The organism is Roseibium album, assembly GCF_001404515.1.
GTDB lineage: Bacteria > Pseudomonadota > Alphaproteobacteria > Rhizobiales > Stappiaceae > Roseibium > Roseibium album.
The window spans coordinates 282,673-299,140 of record NZ_CXWE01000007.1; the positions used below are offsets into that span (position 1 = coordinate 282,673).

General features: G+C 56.2%; 18 protein-coding genes. 11 read left to right on the forward strand and 7 right to left on the reverse strand.

All coding sequences use genetic code 11. The features are described 5' to 3' along the window. Positions 1-6: 6 nt before the first annotated feature. The 3 genes from ugpE to LA5095_RS23805 all read left to right on the forward strand — a co-directional run bounded on the left by ugpE (position 7) and on the right by LA5095_RS23805 (position 3,254). Positions 7-849 (forward strand): sn-glycerol-3-phosphate ABC transporter permease UgpE, encoded by an 843-nt coding sequence (gene ugpE / locus LA5095_RS23795; RefSeq protein WP_055119520.1) that lies wholly within the window; start codon positions 7-9, stop codon positions 847-849. An 8-nt stretch (positions 850-857) separates the two neighbouring features. Further along, a complete protein-coding gene (locus LA5095_RS23800) occupies positions 858-1,934 on the forward strand; it encodes a sn-glycerol-3-phosphate import ATP-binding protein UgpC (protein ID WP_055119521.1) in 1,077 nt (358 codons plus the stop codon). Positions 1,935-2,129: 195 nt separating this feature from the next. Further along, complete coding sequence (locus LA5095_RS23805; RefSeq protein WP_055119523.1) at positions 2,130-3,254, forward strand: DNA alkylation repair protein; 1,125 nt, start codon at positions 2,130-2,132, stop codon at positions 3,252-3,254. A gap of 435 nt (positions 3,255-3,689) precedes the next feature. Here the strand turns inward: LA5095_RS23805 and LA5095_RS32490 are convergent, their stop codons facing one another. From LA5095_RS32490 to LA5095_RS23820, 3 genes are read right to left on the reverse strand one after another with little or no spacing between them, the layout of a single operon-like run. Next, on the reverse strand, positions 3,690-4,061 hold the full coding sequence (locus LA5095_RS32490) for a SoxR reducing system RseC family protein (protein WP_144436124.1): 372 nt from the start codon (positions 4,059-4,061) through the stop codon (positions 3,690-3,692). A 1-nt stretch (position 4,062) separates the two neighbouring features. After that, positions 4,063-5,250: an MFS transporter gene (locus tag LA5095_RS23815; RefSeq protein WP_208992839.1), complete on the reverse strand. Its 1,188-nt coding sequence runs from the start codon at positions 5,248-5,250 to the stop codon at positions 4,063-4,065. Further along, positions 5,240-5,599, reverse strand: coding sequence for an MmcQ/YjbR family DNA-binding protein (locus LA5095_RS23820; RefSeq protein ID WP_055119814.1), 360 nt, complete (start codon positions 5,597-5,599; stop codon positions 5,240-5,242). The genes LA5095_RS23815 and LA5095_RS23820 overlap by 11 nt, the downstream gene beginning before the upstream one ends. 155 nt (positions 5,600-5,754) lie before the next feature. Here LA5095_RS23820 and LA5095_RS23825 point away from each other — a divergent pair, with 155 nt between their 5' ends. Together LA5095_RS23825 and LA5095_RS23830 are read left to right on the forward strand one after the other, a co-directional pair. Beyond that, a complete protein-coding gene (locus tag LA5095_RS23825) occupies positions 5,755-6,573 on the forward strand; it encodes an RNA polymerase sigma factor (protein WP_055119530.1) in 819 nt (272 codons plus the stop codon). Positions 6,574-6,672: 99 nt separating this feature from the next. Continuing rightward, positions 6,673-7,152: a YybH family protein gene (locus LA5095_RS23830; protein ID WP_055119531.1), complete on the forward strand. Its 480-nt coding sequence runs from the start codon at positions 6,673-6,675 to the stop codon at positions 7,150-7,152. 91 nt (positions 7,153-7,243) lie between these two features. Here the strand turns inward: LA5095_RS23830 and LA5095_RS23835 are convergent, their stop codons facing one another. After that, positions 7,244-7,558, reverse strand: coding sequence for a hypothetical protein (locus LA5095_RS23835; RefSeq protein ID WP_144436125.1), 315 nt, complete (start codon positions 7,556-7,558; stop codon positions 7,244-7,246). A gap of 104 nt (positions 7,559-7,662) precedes the next feature. Between LA5095_RS23835 and LA5095_RS23840 the strand changes: the two genes are divergently transcribed. From LA5095_RS23840 to LA5095_RS23855, 4 genes are all read left to right on the forward strand, one after another. After that, positions 7,663-8,523 carry a LysR family transcriptional regulator gene (locus LA5095_RS23840; RefSeq protein ID WP_055119535.1) on the forward strand — a complete coding sequence of 287 codons (861 nt, stop codon included), beginning with the start codon at positions 7,663-7,665 and terminating at the stop codon, positions 8,521-8,523. 160 nt (positions 8,524-8,683) lie between these two features. Then, positions 8,684-9,112, forward strand: coding sequence for an Hsp20 family protein (locus LA5095_RS23845; RefSeq protein ID WP_029064358.1), 429 nt, complete (start codon positions 8,684-8,686; stop codon positions 9,110-9,112). Between the two features lie 33 nt (positions 9,113-9,145). Continuing rightward, a complete protein-coding gene (locus tag LA5095_RS23850; protein WP_051645067.1) occupies positions 9,146-9,430 on the forward strand; it encodes a BQ00720 family protein in 285 nt (94 codons plus the stop codon). 375 nt (positions 9,431-9,805) lie between these two features. Next, complete coding sequence (locus LA5095_RS23855) at positions 9,806-10,441, forward strand: hypothetical protein (protein ID WP_144436126.1); 636 nt, start codon at positions 9,806-9,808, stop codon at positions 10,439-10,441. 162 nt (positions 10,442-10,603) lie between these two features. Here the strand turns inward: LA5095_RS23855 and LA5095_RS23860 are convergent, their stop codons facing one another. Both LA5095_RS23860 and LA5095_RS23865 read right to left on the reverse strand, forming a co-directional pair. Continuing rightward, on the reverse strand, positions 10,604-11,887 hold the full coding sequence (locus tag LA5095_RS23860) for an OpgC family protein (protein WP_268873258.1): 1,284 nt from the start codon (positions 11,885-11,887) through the stop codon (positions 10,604-10,606). Positions 11,888-11,932: 45 nt separating this feature from the next. After that, positions 11,933-13,318, reverse strand: a complete 1,386-nt coding sequence (locus tag LA5095_RS23865; protein WP_055119819.1) for a tetratricopeptide repeat protein — start codon at positions 13,316-13,318, stop codon at positions 11,933-11,935. A 270-nt stretch (positions 13,319-13,588) separates the two neighbouring features. Here LA5095_RS23865 and LA5095_RS23870 point away from each other — a divergent pair, with 270 nt between their 5' ends. Both LA5095_RS23870 and LA5095_RS23875 read left to right on the forward strand, forming a co-directional pair. Then, on the forward strand, positions 13,589-14,740 hold the full coding sequence (locus LA5095_RS23870; RefSeq protein ID WP_055119821.1) for a YeeE/YedE family protein: 1,152 nt from the start codon (positions 13,589-13,591) through the stop codon (positions 14,738-14,740). 98 nt (positions 14,741-14,838) lie between these two features. Then, positions 14,839-15,318 carry a DUF302 domain-containing protein gene (locus LA5095_RS23875; RefSeq protein ID WP_055119537.1) on the forward strand — a complete coding sequence of 160 codons (480 nt, stop codon included), beginning with the start codon at positions 14,839-14,841 and terminating at the stop codon, positions 15,316-15,318. Between the two features lie 294 nt (positions 15,319-15,612). Here the strand turns inward: LA5095_RS23875 and LA5095_RS23880 are convergent, their stop codons facing one another. Continuing rightward, positions 15,613-16,374: an SDR family oxidoreductase gene (locus tag LA5095_RS23880; protein WP_055119539.1), complete on the reverse strand. Its 762-nt coding sequence runs from the start codon at positions 16,372-16,374 to the stop codon at positions 15,613-15,615. Positions 16,375-16,468 lie beyond the last annotated feature (94 nt).

A 16,468-nucleotide genomic window follows, 5' to 3' on the forward strand; every position in this document is an offset into this window, starting at 1 on the left:
GCGGATATGTACAAACTCAAGATTACGGACCATCTGATCCTTCTGACAGGTGTGTTCTTCATGGTTGCACCGGTGGTGCTGACCTTCATGACAAGCACGCACGACGCGATCGCGATCTACAAGGGCGGCGTTCAGTTTCTCCCGGGCGACAAGTTTCTTGAAAACTACGAAACCGTGCTGTTCCAGGCCGGAGGCTTCACCCAGGAAGTCAACGGTTTCGTGATGCTGAAAAACTCGATGATCCTCGGCTTCGGCTTTGCCATCGGCAAGATTGTCATTTCGATGCTCGCCGCCTATGCGATCGTCTATTTCCGTTTTCCGTTTGCCTCGGTCTGCTTCTGGATCATCTTCGCCACACTTCTGCTGCCGCTTGAGGTTCGCATTCTGCCGTCCTACGAGATCGTTCAGTCGCTTGGCATGGTGAACACCTATTCCGGCCTGATCGTGCCATTGATCGCGTCAGCGACCGGTACGTTCTTCTTCCGGCAGTTTTTCATGTCCGTTCCCGATGAACTCCTGGAAGCGGCCCGTATCGATGGCGCAGGACCGTGGAAGTTCTTCAAGGACATTCTGGTGCCGCTGTCCAAGACAATGATCGCGGCCATCTTCATCATCATGTTCGTCTTTGGTTGGAACCAGTATCTCTGGCCCACCCTGATCACCACGGACGAAAGCCTGTTCACACTGGTTCGCGGCATCAAGCAGATCCTTCAGGTCTGGGTGGGTGCGCAGATCCCGGCTTTCAACGAGGCAATGGCGCTGGCGATTCTGGCCATGTTGCCACCTGTACTCATCGTGGTGATCTTCCAAAGCTGGTTCGTCAAAGGGCTCGTCGAGAGCGATAAGTGAGGTTATAAATGGCAACGATTACTCTCGACACCGTCCGGAAGGTGTATGCCGGCGATGTGGAGGCGGTCAAAGGCGTCTCCATCGATATTGCCGACAGTGAATTCATTGTGCTGGTCGGCCCGTCCGGCTGCGGCAAGTCCACTCTGCTGCGCATGATCGCGGGACTGGAAGACATCACCACCGGTGAAATCAAGATCGGTGACCGGCTCGTGAACAAGGTCGACCCGGCCGACCGCGATATCGCGATGGTGTTCCAGAACTACGCGCTCTATCCCCACATGAGTGTCTACAACAACCTGGCCTACGGCTTGAAGAACCGGGGCATGGCGAAAGAGGAGATCGACCGCCGTGTGAAGGAAGCGGCCCGCATCCTGGAGATCGGTGATTATCTCGACCGAAAGCCGAGGGCGCTGTCCGGAGGTCAGCGGCAGCGCGTCGCCATGGGCCGCGCGATCGTGCGCGAACCGGCCGCATTTCTGTTCGACGAACCGCTTTCCAACCTGGATGCCAAGCTTCGCGTCCAGATGCGTGTCGAAATCAAGCGTCTGCAGCAGTCGCTCGGCACCACGAGTGTCTATGTCACCCACGACCAGCTGGAAGCCATGACGCTTGCGGATCGGCTCGTGGTTCTCAACGGTGGCAATATCGAGCAGATCGGTGCGCCGATTGAAGTCTACGACAAGCCGGCATCCACCTTTGTCGCGAGCTTCATCGGTTCACCGGCGATGAACCTTCTGAATGTCAAGGCAGATGGGGACGGACTGTCTCTTGAAAATGGAGCCGGATTGTCAGGTTCCAACGCGAAGGGCAAAGACAGCTATATTGTCGGCATTCGTCCTGAGCATCTGCAAGTGGTCGATGGTCCTTCGTCCGGTGACGGCGTCAACCTGGAAGTCAGTGTCGACGTGCTCGAGCCGGTCGGCGCGGAAAGCTTCGTCTATGCAAGCTTCCCGGACGGCGGGCCGGAAATTGTCGTCAGGGTGTCAAGCCACGCTCGCCATGAGCCGGGTGAAAAAATGCATCTGCACGCCGATGCAAAGGACGTTCATTTCTTCGATTCAAGCACGGGTCGTCGGATCGACTGACAACCATGCTGAAAAGGGAAGGGCAGCAAATGTGGGGGCGGCCCTTCCCAAAGAGCCACTCCGGGCGACCGGAGTGGCTTTTTCTTTGCCATCCTCCTGACAGTGCTTGTCAGGAGGATGGCAGGAACAGGCTAGGACCGGCACACCACAACTGGCACACAGGGGCAACGTTGAAGCAGGCACAGGGAATGACTGATGGAACCTTTCAAAAACAAGATCTCGCCGGACCTCGTGCAGTGCCTCGGAATGCATATCGAACGCCATCTTGAGACTTTTGACCGCGCAGCATATGAAGCTGCAATTCTCTCCGCGCTTGATCAGCTTGAGCTGAAGCAGAGGGCCCGGCTGATCGCCGATGAAACCGGCAAAATTCTGCCGGAAACCCTCGATGCGAAGTTCCACATTTTGCGCTCCATTCTCCATCCGCTTGAAAATGAGGATGTGGATCGGGCGAGCGATGACAAGGGCATCCGCGGCTGGGGCATGATGCCGCTCGGGATGGTGGTTACCGATCATGGTCTTGGGGACTTCAAGAAGTCGTTTGCGCTTTTGAAGGAAATGACCAAGCGCGCGACCGCTGAATTCGAGGTGCGCCCGTTCCTCGACCAGGACCAGGACAAGGCCTTGTCAATCATGACGCCCTGGGTGAAGGACGACAGCGTCCATGTCCGCCGTCTTGTGTCCGAAGGCACGCGGCCGCGTCTGCCCTGGGGCATGCGGCTGAAGAAGCTGGTCAAGGATCCGTCTCCGACCCTGCCGCTTCTGGAGGCGCTGAAGGATGATCCCGAGGAATATGTCCGCCGCTCGGTCGCCAATCACCTCAATGACATCGCCAAGGATCATCCTGATCTTGTCGCGGATATCGCAAGGCGCTGGCTGAAGGATGCGGACAGGAACCGCGAGAAGCTTGTGCGTCACGCCTGTCGATCCCTGGTCAAGCAGGGGCATCCGGGAACGCTGACAGCCTTCGGGCTCAAGCCGCCTGAGATCACAGTGGGTGGACCGAACGTCAAAACGCCCCGGGTGATCTATGGCGATGCGGTTTCATTTGATGTCGAACTAAGCTCGACAGGCAAGAAGGCTCAGGATCTCGTGATCGACTATCTTGTCCATTTCAAGAAAGCGAACGGGACGCTGGCGCCAAAGGTCTTCAAGTGGACGAAAGTGAAACTTGAACCCGGCGAGATGCTGTCCCTCTCCCGCGACCACGCCATCAGGCCGATCACGACACGGGTCTACTACGGCGGCACCCAGGCCATCGGCCTCAGGATTAACGGCAAGGATTTCGGGTTTTCGGAGTTTGAGCTGGTGATGGAGTAGACGAGGAGTATGGACGCATCTCTTTCCGTGCCGGACGCAGCGCAACGAAATTCCGGGACCTGCTTGCCTGGTTGGCAATTTTGATTGAATAGATCCCGGCACGCACTGCGCTTGGCCGGGACAACGATGAAGAGGTACATTCGGAGATTTCATAGGGCCGGCGGCTGTCTCTTTTGTCATCCCTGCGCAGGCAGGGATGACAAGGAAAAGGAAAGATCCCGGTTTTCTGAAAGCTCAAGATTTCAACTTGCAACCGTCACCCCGGACGAACGCGAGTGAGATCCGGAACCGGGGAGCGACGGTATGAAACGAAGAGATGGCCGGCTGCTCGGAAAGTCTGCTGAATTGGTTCAGCAACCAGCTTCCCAGAACTGCTAGCGGTGGTAGCACATCGGGCAATACCACCCGATGGCCGAAACTCATGATATGAGCGACCTAGAGTCGATCTTCTTCGCCTGCAATCTTGAGCATAAACTTGGCAAAAAAGACCAGTCCCAAATAAATGGAAAAGAAGATTTGAAAACCGTAGGCGAACGTTAGAAATTTCTGTTCTGGAAATTGGTTCGAAAGCAAAAAATAAACAAGCCAGCCAGCCGCGCAAACAACAATTTCCAGCATATAAGAGCGATCGCCTCGTTTTCTTTTATTATTGAAGTAAACAAAAAAATAGTAAAGGGGTATCAATATTAAACCAAAACCCAATTTAGCAGTGTATCTGGATTCAATTTCTTGATTGATGAAAATAAAGTATGCGGCGACTAAAGCAACATAAAGCACTGCTGCCGCTTTGTGGTTCGTTTTGTTCACTTCAACTGATCCGCTTCAGTCTCACCATCCCCGCGATCCCGAGTGCCGGACCAATCGCCATCAACGCAAAGACACCCGGCCAACCGATCAGCTCTGCCCCCAATGGCGTCAGTTGAACGGTGAAGAATGTGAGCGCGAAGCCGAGCGCAGTTTGGAAACTCATCAGGCTGCCGGCCTGTTCGGGCGGAGCATAATCGGCGACGAGCGCGGAGAACTGGGCTGAGTCCGGGAGGATCGCCGCGCCCCAGATCAAAACGCACAGGATCGTCAGCCAGACGGGGCCGCCGAATGTGATGGCTGATGCGATGGCGGCGGATCCGCTGACAATCATGGCGAGGATCGCGATGTTTGCCTTCCCGACCCGGTCGGCAACGATGCCGGCGATGACGCTGGCAACGCCCCCGGCAGCAATCGTCAGAAAGGCGATCAGGCGGGACAGGGAAACAGCATCGCTCTCGGGCATGTGTGCGGAGAACGACAGCGTCAGCGCAACGCCGATCCAGGCCCACATGGCATAGAGCTCCCACATGTGACCGAGATATCCTGCATAGGCGTAGCGGATTTTCCGGTCGGTCCAGGCGGTAAAGATCGCTTGGATTTTCATGCGCGGTGCCTTGGCATGAAAGGGACCGAGCGTTGCAAAGAGGCAGAGGGCCCCACCGGCAGCAGACGCAATGGAGGCAACGATCAGACTCCAGCGCCAGTCTGCACCACCCAGCAGTGCCAGCAGGTGCGGCGCGGCGGAGCCAAGGGTGAGGGCGCCGACAAGCGTGCCGACGAGAAAACCCCGGTCCTTCTGGCCCCAGCCGACGGCGATTTTCATGCCGACCGGATAGACACCGGCGAGCAGGGCACCTGTCGCGAACCGTGCAAAGATCGACACCAAGCCGCCGGGTTCAACAACCAGAAGACTCGCATTGAAAAGCGCTGCCGTGATTGCGCAAAAGGCAAACAGTCGCCGCGGGTCGATCCGGTCGGCAAGACCCAGGAGCGCCGACGCGAGTGCGCCGACGACAAACCCGATCTGGACAGCACTTGAAAGCGCTGCCTGCCGTGTTTCGGAGATTGCAAATTCCCGCGTGAGATCCGGCAGGATCGCAGCTGACATGAACCACAGGCTCATGCCGGCGACCTCGGCAATCATCAGGAATGACAGCGAGCGCCATTTTCCGGAGAAGTCAATCTGCAAGGCCGAGTTCTTTCCGGGCTTTTTTCGTGAGCTTGCCCGCAATAATCTTGTGAGCGGCCACAATATAGGCCTTCAGATCCTGATCCGGGAGTGCACCTGCCCGTTCCATTTGCACCCACTTCGCGCGCGCAAGATAGGGTGCCGGGATCATTCCTTCCTGCTGTATCAGGAGCGCATAGGAGATATCGGAACACTTGAAGCCGATCCGCTGATGGTCGCCGTCGCCCCAGCGGGAGCAGATCGCGAATATCTTGCCGCCGACTTTCCAGACAGAAGCGTTACCCCACTGGATCACATGGGAGGTGGCAGGCAATTCACTGCAAAAGACGTCAAATTCGTCGCGGGTCATTTGAAACTCGTGTCTGAACAGCACGGGAAGACGGGATGCGCAACAGTGGCGTGTCAAATCCGATCGCGCAAGCTTCGGAGCGATTAAAAAAATATGTCACACATTCTGCTCCGGCCCCTCTAACACTATGAAGTGTCAGATGACAGGAACATGAGATGACAACAGGCAATGTATCCCTGGAGATGGTAACAGCCGCTCAGGAAGGTGACCGGCAAGCCCTTGAAAAGGTGCTTGTCGGCATACAGGACCGGATCTACAACCTCGCCCGGCGTGTGCTGGTGAACCCTGAGGATGCAAGCGAAGCCACACAGGAAATTCTGGTCCAGATCCTGACCAAGCTGTCGACATTTAGAGGTGAAAGCGCGTTTTCGACCTGGGCTTACCAGGTCGCCGTTCGCCATATTCTTTCGGCCAAAAAGCTGCGTGACCGCGATATGGGACTCACGTTCGGGATGTTTGCCGCCGACCTTGAAACGGGTCTCGTCGCTGATCCACCCGAAGCGCCTGACCAGGCGCTCCTGCTGAACGAGTTGAGGGTGTCCTGCACCATGGCGATGCTGCTTTGTCTTACGATGGACCTTCGCCTCGCCTATGTGTTGGGCGATGTATTCGAGTTGGACCACGGGGAAGCGACGGAAATACTGGAACTCGCGCCATCTGCCTATCGCAAACGGTTGTCCCGTGCCCGGTCGGAAGTTATTGCTTTCACGTCCCGTCACTGCGGACTTGTGAGTGCCGAGGCGAAGTGCAGCTGCCGCAGACGTCTTCCAGCTGCCATGAAGGCCGGACGGGTGGTACGAGGCAATCATCCCAATTCGATCGGGTCTTCCCTCAGTTACATTGAGACAAAGCAACAGGTCGAAGCCGTGATTGAGGATCTCAGGTCTTTCAAGCTTCAACGCGCCGTGCCGTATCACAAGTGCCCACAAGACATCCGCACACAATTGACCCGAATTCTGTCGCCGAGCCTCTAGGCTTCTAAGCGAACAGATCCGCCAGACAACTAGATCGTTTAACCAGCTTGGCATCAAGCGGGACTGGCACCGCATTGCCTGAACATGAGGAATGGAAACATGCAACTACGAACGCGCGTTCTGACGGCCGTTTGCACGGCCGTTTTCTCAACCTTTTCGACGCTGACCTATGCAGAAGGATCTGAAAAAATGAACCAGGACCAGCAGGATGTTCTGACGCTTGTTCAGAAGATGACAAGCGCCTTCGAAGCCGGAGATCTTGAGACAGTCATGCGGACTTACGAGCCCAATCAGACCATCATGTTTGAGCCTGGAAATCCGGTGTCGGACGGTGAAACGGCAAAGACAGCCTTTGAACGATTCGCAGCCATCTCACCCAGGTTTTCCTACTCCGGACATGAGGTGATCGTGGAGGGAGACATCGCCATCCACATTGCGCCGTGGCAAATGTCGGGCACTGATCCCGATGGCAACGCGATCAAGGGCGAGGGCCTGTCCATCGCGGTTTTGCGCAGACAGCCGGATGGGTCCTGGAAAATGGTCATCGATAACCCGCACGGCAGTCATCTGCTGAAATAACGCCAAACGGGATGGAACCTCAGGCGGCGCGCCGACGCGCGCCGCTTGAAGAACAGAGCATTGCCTGGCTTGTTCCCGGGCATCAAGCTGCCTAGCGCCGTTTCGTGTCGTCGGGCCGCTTTTGCAGGTTCATGGGGTTTTCGAATATCGGCTTCGGCCACCGTGGATCTCTACAAAATGCAATTGCGGTCGATAGCCAGCGGAATCGGAAGAAGAAGCGCAGCCAATCTTTCTGTTTTTGCTTTCTGAGCTCGATCGCCTGCATTTCAAAGCAGACATGCTCCGGGATCTCATCCGGCCAGAACTCGGCATGGTGCGGATAAAGTTTCCGGCGCGGATCGTTCCATGCGAGACCGGCGTCGCAGTCCGGTTCACCAACATTCAAAAGAGAATAGGGAATTGGCATTTGCAATATCCTCTCATATTTGATTTTCATGAATGAGTTGACACGGAACTTCTCACGAGTTGAGTTTATCTGCATGTTTTTCAATTGAAATTAAGGTTTCAAAAATGAAACAAAGTCTGGATTGGGAGGACCTGCGCCTGTTTCTCGCGGTGGCGAAAGCCGGTGGGCTTGCAGGCGCAGCAGAAAAAACCGGTCTCAGTTCAGCGACACTGGGCAGGCGGGTTTCGTCGTTGGAGCACAGCATGAATGTAAGGCTTGTGGAACGCGAGGCGCGCGGCTACCAGCTTACACCGGCAGGGCGGGAACTGGTGCTTCAGCTTGAGGACATGGACGAGGTGGCAAGGTCCATTTCCAAATGGCGGCAAAGTGGCAGGACCAAACGCCGCGTTCGCATTTCTGCGGGCGACTGGACCGCACGCTTGCTTCTGGACAATATCTCCGAATTCTGGTCTCCCGACGACCCCTGGGTGCCGGAGTTTCTGGCTGACCCCCGCAATCGGAATGTCGCCCGCCGACAGATCGATATCGGCATCAGGAGCCGGAGACCGAAACAGGAATGGTTGGCAGGCCGGAAGATCGGTACCGTCAGATATGCGGTCTATCAGTCTCAATCAATTGCCAAAGACGTAAATCCGGGCTGGATAGGCGTCGTCGAGGACGAGGCGCACTTTCCGACGGGAAGCTGGATCAGGGAAAACCATGGCGACCAGGTGGTCGTTACCGTGAACAGGGCGGCCCATGCTTTGTCGCTTGTCCGCCAGGGAACCGCACGAATGCTGCTGCCGATGTTTGTCGGCGAGGCTTTTGCAGATTTGCAGCGGATTTCCGACCCGATCGACAGTCTGCAGACGGAGCGCTGGCTGGTCATGCACCAGGACGAAAGGCATGAGCCGGCTGTGCGTCAGGCCTTGGCGGCACTGGCAAAACTGTTGAAAACTGACCCGATTTTATGTTCGGAGTTCTAGTTTTCCATCAAAACAACCTCGTAATTGGCGGAAAATTGCGCGCTCCTTGAATCAAAATTAACTAGGCTCCATATTTAATCGTGAATGGAACCTCTTGGTTCCAGCCTGGATGCCTCTCTAAGGGTCCGGGTGCAAGGTCGCTTCGACAAGGACTTTGAGGATGTCACGCATGTCAGCGTTTTCCAGCCCGTTTATGCTCGGGTTCGACGATATCGAACGTGTGCTCGATCGCGTTTCCAAGGCCGCCAATGACGGCTATCCGCCCTATAACATCGAAAGACTTCCGAAAGTGGAAGGCCAGGGCGATGTAATCCGGATCACCCTTGCGGTCGCCGGATTTACCAGGGAACAGCTCGACGTTTCGGTGGAAGAGAGCCAACTGGTGATACGAGGCAGGCAGGTGGACGACAAGTCTCGCGAATATCTGCACCGCGGCATCGCAGCCCGGCAGTTCCAGCGGGCCTTTGTTCTGGCTGAAGGAATTGATATTCTCGGCGCAGACCTGAAGGATGGGCTTCTGTCCATCGATCTGGCACGTCCGGAACCGGAGCGCGTGATAAGAAAAATAGAAATCTCCAGCGGCGAATAGACCCTCGTTGGCTACAAGAATGGAGAAAGACTGATGCACGATCCCAATGGCCCTGACTGGGCTGACCAGACTATTTTGTCCGAATTCATGTCGGCGGACGAACTGACCGAACTCGGTACCGGTGATATCGCCTATATCAAGCCGATCAAGGCAGTCGATCTGAAGGAAATGTTTCCCGACGTCCCGCCCTTGCATGACAATGTGACGCTGTATGCCCTGCAAAATGCAGACGGCACGCCGATCCTGCTGGCAGACAGCCGCGAAGCCGCTGTCGCCAATGCCTTTGAGGCAGAGCTGGAAATGGCGTCATTACATTGAGCAGCATCGATAGACAGAAACACCGGTCCTTGGGCCGGTGTTTTTTTGTTCGCCAAGAAGTTCCTTGACCTGAACAGGGTCACGACTGGCTGTTAGGTGAGAGTTGCCGATGCTTTGAGCAGGAAAGTCGCACGCCTCAGCAGGTTATTTGTAAAATTCATAGAAGACAGATTTGAATTTTCCATTTTGAGAAATAGAATATAAGAAAAATTCAGAAATTCCGTGATATTATTTGAATTAAGACGATCTATAGCCTGTTAGTTTTGACAATTAAACGAAGGTTTCGGTGGGCGCTATATGAAATCTGTCGCTTTGGTTGTATTTGTTCTGGTGTTGCTTTCGTCTCCATTGAGCGCAATGGAACAAATTGTTGTAATGGAGATTCCAAACGTCGCGGAACGGGACAGTTCAGGCTTGTATGACCGTGTGCTCACAAGGGTGCTGGAAAAGTCTGAACTTGAGGTCCTTGTCGAATATTTGCCCATGAACAGGGCGATAAAGGAATTCGAACGCGGCAATTATTCCTGTGTCTACCCGATCGGATTTCGTGGGGTGACAGACGTCGGCACCTCGAGCGTGTTGGTAAATTATTTCAGTTATCAATTTTTCTCGCTGAATTATCCCCGAATGGCAATTGAAGAGATTGTGGCGGGAGACTACGCGGTCGCTGCTCTGGATTTCGAGGAAACCAGACGTTTGGCGCAGCAGATGGGTCTGGATGTCGACATCTATGTTTCGTCAAACCGCAATTTGGCAAATATGCTGCGTATGGAGCGGGTCGATTTCATTTTTTCCATAAGCCCGGATTTTCCGCTTGAGTTCGAAGATCAGCATGCGCCCGCTGAACTGATACGAAACGGGGATGCCTTCGAACAAACGCCCGACGGTTTCATTTGTTCCGATGATCAGGCGGGAGAGCGGATTCTTCAGAGTTTCAACAGGGCCCTGGCAGAGATGACCAGTGTTGGAGAATTACGGAGCATTATGGGCCCCCTGTATGAAGAACGTTGAGTAGCGGCGAACAGGAAACATGCCGATAAAACGCGGCATGAGTGTCTGCATCTATTGAGAACATCGGAACGCCCGACGGTTCGGTCTCCGTTGGTTCACTTTCCTGTCCGCCCATCCTGAGGGGACGCCTGGAGAACGGCTCTCAAGATAGGTGGGTTCTATTCAGGTAAGGGCGGGCTCTTTTGCCTCCGACCGTGCCTGCTCGGTGGTTTGGTTGCCACCTTCCCCGGGTGAAGAACCCGGGACCGTGCTCGATGGAGGGTTGGAGATTGACGGCGGTTTCCGCCAGGGCTGGCTCTTGTACCAGGACACCACATAGGCGACCGCAATCAGCGCAAGGAAGCCGCCGAAATTGGTGAACACCTGCGCCAGCCACTCACCGCGGGCCCATGCCATGTCCCGCAGGATGGCCACGGTCTGTGCAATCACGAGGCTCGCCATGAAGACGGCAAGCGACTGCTGACCGACCTTCTGGACAACACGTACAAACCCGCCCCACAGCACGCCGTGTCCAAGAAGGCGTTTGCCATGTTCACCCGCGGCAACCCAGGCGACATAGGCAAGGGCAAGGAAATGCATGTAGCGAAGAATGCCGAATTCGGTCTTGACCCAGAGCGGTCTGATGGCCTCGCGAACTTCCTTTGCCCAGACGAGGTCCAGGTGGTTCGCGCTGTAGACGCGGAAATATGCGAAAGGCACCGTGATCACGAGGATTGCAAGGGCAAACAGCACGAGATTTCGGCTGACAGGCGGTGCCGGGATCCAGCCGCGCATGAATGCAAATCCGGTGAAGAAGAGCATCTGCCATGCGAAGGGGTTGAAGAACCACTTGCGGTCCGACCAGGGTTCTGCCGGAAGGTCGAGCAAACCGAATTGTGAGGCCAGCCACAGACCGATTGAAAAGGCGAATGCACCGGGCACCGAGTAACGTGAAATCAGCATGATGGCCGGCATCAGCGCCAGGATCACCACATACATTGGCAGGATGTCGAAGTAGTTGGGTACCCAGGTCATCGTCATCAGACCCGGCAGGGCAATCTCCGTCTTGTTGTAAAGATGCCAGAGGTTCAGTGAATTGACATAGTCCTGCGTCAGGCCGCAGCAGTCGTTCAGGAACCCGCTTTCGTGGACCATCACCAGTCCGACCGCAACGACCAGAAACTGTCCGATAAATGCCCAGTAGACCTGCCACATCCTTTGCGCGATCCTGGCAGCGCCAATACCCCATCCGTAGACATCGAATGTTTTTCCAAATGCCAGGGCGGAGGCCATCCCGGAACAGAATACGAAAATTTCAGTCGCGTCTGAAAAACCGAAACGTGCCGGGATCCACAGCGTCCACCAGTTCCAGGGCACGTGGGCGATGAATATGATGAACATGCCGATGCCGCGAAAGAAGTCGAGTCGCGGGTCGCGCGGACGTTTCGTTTGAGTATGTACGTTCACGTCAAATCCAGAGTATTTCGGTCAAACAGATCCCGGGTGATGCGTCTAGACCGAGTTCGCAGCTCTCAGGTTCTCGTCTTCCATCACCTGCTCGGCGCGCCGCATCTTTCCGCAGATCTCAAGCCGCTGTTCGGCAAAACGGTCAAGTGCGCCGCGCTTGCTGCTACGGCTCTTGATCAGCGTTTCAGCTTCTGACGAAAAGCCTGCCCGCAAGCCGGCGTCAATGGTGATGCGTTCGAAAACATCCCGCTGTGCATGTGAGCCGCCGATCGTGTGAAGATTGTCACGGGCAGACGTCAACAGCGAAAACGCTGAGGCGTAGTTGCCTTTGCGGTATTGCTCCAGGCCGAGGCCCGTCGGCAATCCGGCTTCGGCGGAAATCCGGCCGATATCCGTTTCACTCTGCGCGCGTTCTTTCAGGCCGTTCAGCAGCCTGTCGGAGCCCATTCGGCGTCCACCGTTCAGCAGCGCCAGCAGGTAGTGGAGGTCGGCAAACACATTGCAGCCGTCTTCGGCGCGTTTGTCGGAGAGTTGGGCAATTTCTTCCCAGCGGGCGCCGACATCGACCCCTTCCAGTTCAAGACGAACCAGCAGCGAAGCCGCATTGGAAATATCCCGGTAGTCGTCTGTCTTGTCTTTGCGAATGTCTGCATCATAGAGTGCAAGCGCCTTGTCGGCTTCGCCCTGGTCCAGATACATCAGCGCGAGATGCCACCAGACGTGATAACCGAAATTGTTGCAGTGAGCCCAGCCATCCGGATGGTTTTCAAGCCAGCCGGCACCTTCTTCGGAGCGGCCGGTCATGTCGTGAACGTGCGCGACCGCATGCAGGCCCCAGGCATCGTCACGAGCGAATTCCAATCCCTTGCGACCCGAAGCCTCTGCCAGGCGGTAATCGCCGGTCTCCTCAAGGGAAAACGCACTGCAGCCAAGCAGGTAGCCATAGGCCGGATGCTTTTCGTCGTATGCCGAAAAGACGCGTTCAATGGACTGGCGCATCCCGACGGCATCGCCGAGCACAAAACGGATGGCGTGAATGACTTTCATGAGGAACGCGTCTTCGGGAGCGCGCACAAGCATCGCGTCGAGGATGTCCGCGGACCGCGAGGGAAAGCCCTGCATCCAGGTGTCCAGCGCATCGATAAAGGCCTGCTCGCGCTCGGTGACCGGAGTGTGTTGTGCCGAGGTCTTGGCAATCGCCAGGCATTCCTGCGATGTTCCCAGGAGTTCCTTGCGACCTAGCAAAAGACAGAACAGTCCGCGGGCCGCATGGCCAAGAGCGAAATCCGGACTGAGGCTCAGGCATCTTTCAAGATGTTCCGGCGTTGTTTTACCGTGCGCCAGAAAGGCCAGGACAGTCGCGTTCCAGGCCGCCAAAGCGTCTTGGTCGGAAAGAGTGAGATCATACCCAAATTGATCGCTGAGACGCATGTCTGGCCTTTTTGTTTCCCATGCTGGCGACTGTCGCACATCGCACTTTCTGAAGCGGATGGCGGCAGTCAACCGAATGAATACTTACCGCTAAAAATCCGCAGCATTCTCATGAACTGCAAAACACAAAAAGGTGTTGGCAATGTGTAGTGCGCCAAACGACCCTTGGATTGTGAACATATGGCGGTTAATGCAAGGGTAAAGGTCAAAATTTCGGCAGTCAGGCACAGTCGACGAAACCGGTATCGGACCGGACAGGAAGCGGAAATAATGGCGGTTACCATTGCGAAGTCTCAAGGCACGGTCATAGCGGTTGCGACCGGTCTTTTGGCCGTGATCGCAATCGGTGCATATAACGAAGCCGGCATGCGACAGGCTGTCGCAGTGTTGATCGGCGGTGTCGCGGGGCTCTCTCTTTACCACGCGAGTTTCGGTTTTACGGCTGCCTGGCGCAGGATCGTGACCGAAAAACGTGGCGCGGGCCTCCGGGCGCAATTCGTTCTCATTCTTCTGACGAGCGTGGTCTCCTTTCCGTTGATTGCCTGGGGCAGTCAGCTTGGCTGGCCCACCGGTGGTTTCGTGTTTCCATTCGGTGTGGCGGCCGCCATTGGAGCTTTCATGTTCGGACTGGGCATGCAGCTTGGTGGTGGTTGCGGATCCGGTACGCTCTTTACGGCAGGTGGCGGCTCCACCCGCATGATGATCACGCTTGCAGCCTTTGTCCTGGGGTCTGTTCTGGCAACGGCGCATCTGCACCTCTGGGGACGTCTGCCGAAGTTGCCCGCCATCTCTCTGATAAGGGAATTGGGGCCTCACGGAGCCTTTCTGCTAACGGCCTGCGTACTTGGTGTGCTGGCCATCGTCACGATCCGGATCGAACGAGGTGCGCATGGCGACCTTGCCACATCACGAGCGACGGGATCGTTCCTGACAGGGCCGTGGTCACCGATGCTGGGTGCAGTCATGCTGGCGGTCGTCGGCATCGCAACATTTGTCGTGGTCGGCCGGCCCTGGGGGATCACGTCGGCCTTTGCGCTTTGGGGTGGCAAGTTCTTCCATGCGATCGGCGTTCCTGTCGATACCTGGCCCTACTGGACGTGGCAACGCAGTGCACTTGAAAACTCGGTCCTCAGGGACACGACGTCCGTTATGGATTTCGGCGTCATTCTCGGGGCCATGGTCGCTGCAGCGCTGGCGGGCCGGTTTGCTCCGGTCTGGCGCCTCAGCCGCCGAGACCTGTGGACTGCGATCGCAGGTGGACTGCTCATGGGCTACGGCGCACGTCTTGCCTATGGCTGCAACATCGGTGCGTATCTGGGCGGGCTTGTCTCCGGATCCCTTCATGGCTGGCTTTGGTTGCTTTTCGGGTTTCTCGGCAGTCTGCTGGGAACCCGATTGAGACTTAAGCTCGGCATGGGATGATCTGAAGACCTCGGACAAACACCCGATTGTGAGGGCCGCGTGAGTTCGTCTGCGGTAACTTGCGGCTCATTTCACTGCCTGGTCACGGGAGACAGGACATGCGGGTGCTGGTTGGTTGCGTTTTTCTATTGTTGTGTATGACCGGAATGGTTTTGTCCGACAGCGTCCCTGTCCGGGATGGCTGGCGGGTGATGCCCACGGAAAAGCCGTATCAGACGCTCGTCGACGATCTGAAGTCGGCCATCAAGGCGGAAAAGATGCTTCTGGTCACCCAGGCTAGCGCTTCCGGTGGCGCGAAGGGCCGCGGTCTTACGATCCCGGGCAACAGGGTGATGGGTGTCTATCGCAATGATTATGCGATCAGAATGCTCGAAGCTTCCGTTGCCGCCGGTATTGAAGCACCGATACGATTTTACGTGACGGAGAACAGTGATGGCACGGCAACCCTGTCATGGAAAACGCCCGGCTTCGTTTTCGCGCCTTACATGGATGAGGGGGGCGAAGCGCTCCGCGAACTCGCGGCAGAGCTCGATGGTGTTTTCCGGACCATCGCTGAAAACGCTGTTGCATCACGGTAACACACTGCATTGAATTTGCGTTTCTTTTTGGGGATGAAGCGCGTTTAACCTTGTGATGCCACATTTCAGGCGCGACACTGTTCATGTCGTTAACAACCGAAAGGAGGTGTGCCCATGTCTAATGAGTATCGGAACGTGGCCCGGGGATCTGGGTGGAATCGAACGGTGCTGGAGCAGCCTCTGGTATCGGACAGTTTCGCCGGGATTTGATCCGGACCTGGGGTCTACGTCGATCTCATGGGAGGGCCGCTATGCGGCCCTCTTTTGTTTTGCGGGCAGCCGGAAACAGGCGTGTCAGACCAGTCCGGCGGCTTTGCGCACATCTTCGTCCCGCAAGGAACAGTCGATACCGCGATAGGTGTCGCCAGCCTCCGTGCTGAGCCAGCAGATGGCTTCACCGACCCATTCGGCGGGGATATGAACGGAAGGGTCCAGCTGGCTGACCGGATTGATGCCGGACGCCTTGATGTCGACCTGCATCTGGGTTGCGACTGTGCCGGGGCTGAGGCCGATGACACGCAAACCCTTTTCTCCGAATTCCTTTTCCCCGCAGCGGGTCAGCGAGAGCGCTGCTGCCTTTGACGAACAATAGTGGCTCCAACCCTCCAAAGCGCCGGTTGCAGCACCCGAACTGATATTGATGATCGTGCCTGCGCCTTTTTCAAGCATATGCGGAGCGGCGGCGCGAAGTCCGTGGTAGACACCCTTCACATTGACGTCGATCACCGTGCCCCACGCGTCGGGGTCGGACGCCTCAATTCTGGTGATGGGTTCGATGACGCCGGCGTTGTTGACGAGGATGTCGATTGTGCCGAATGTCTCCACGCATTGCGCGATCGAGCTTTCCACGTCGCGATAGTCGGCAACATTGCATGTGATGGCAATTGCTTCGCCGCCGTTTTCGTTGATATCCGCCGCGATCCGCTCGATATCGTCACCTGACCGTGCCGCCAGGGCGACCTTGGCACCGTATCTTGCCAAACTCCGTGCCGCAGCTTCACCGATACCGCGGCTGGCACCTGTCACCATGGCAACCTGTCCTGACAAATCAAACATAGAGTGTTCCCGAGTTATATGGACCCGACCGGTCCTTGTTGAACCTGGCGCAAACTTAGTGGCAGAAAGCATCGGAATAAACAGCTTGTTTGCA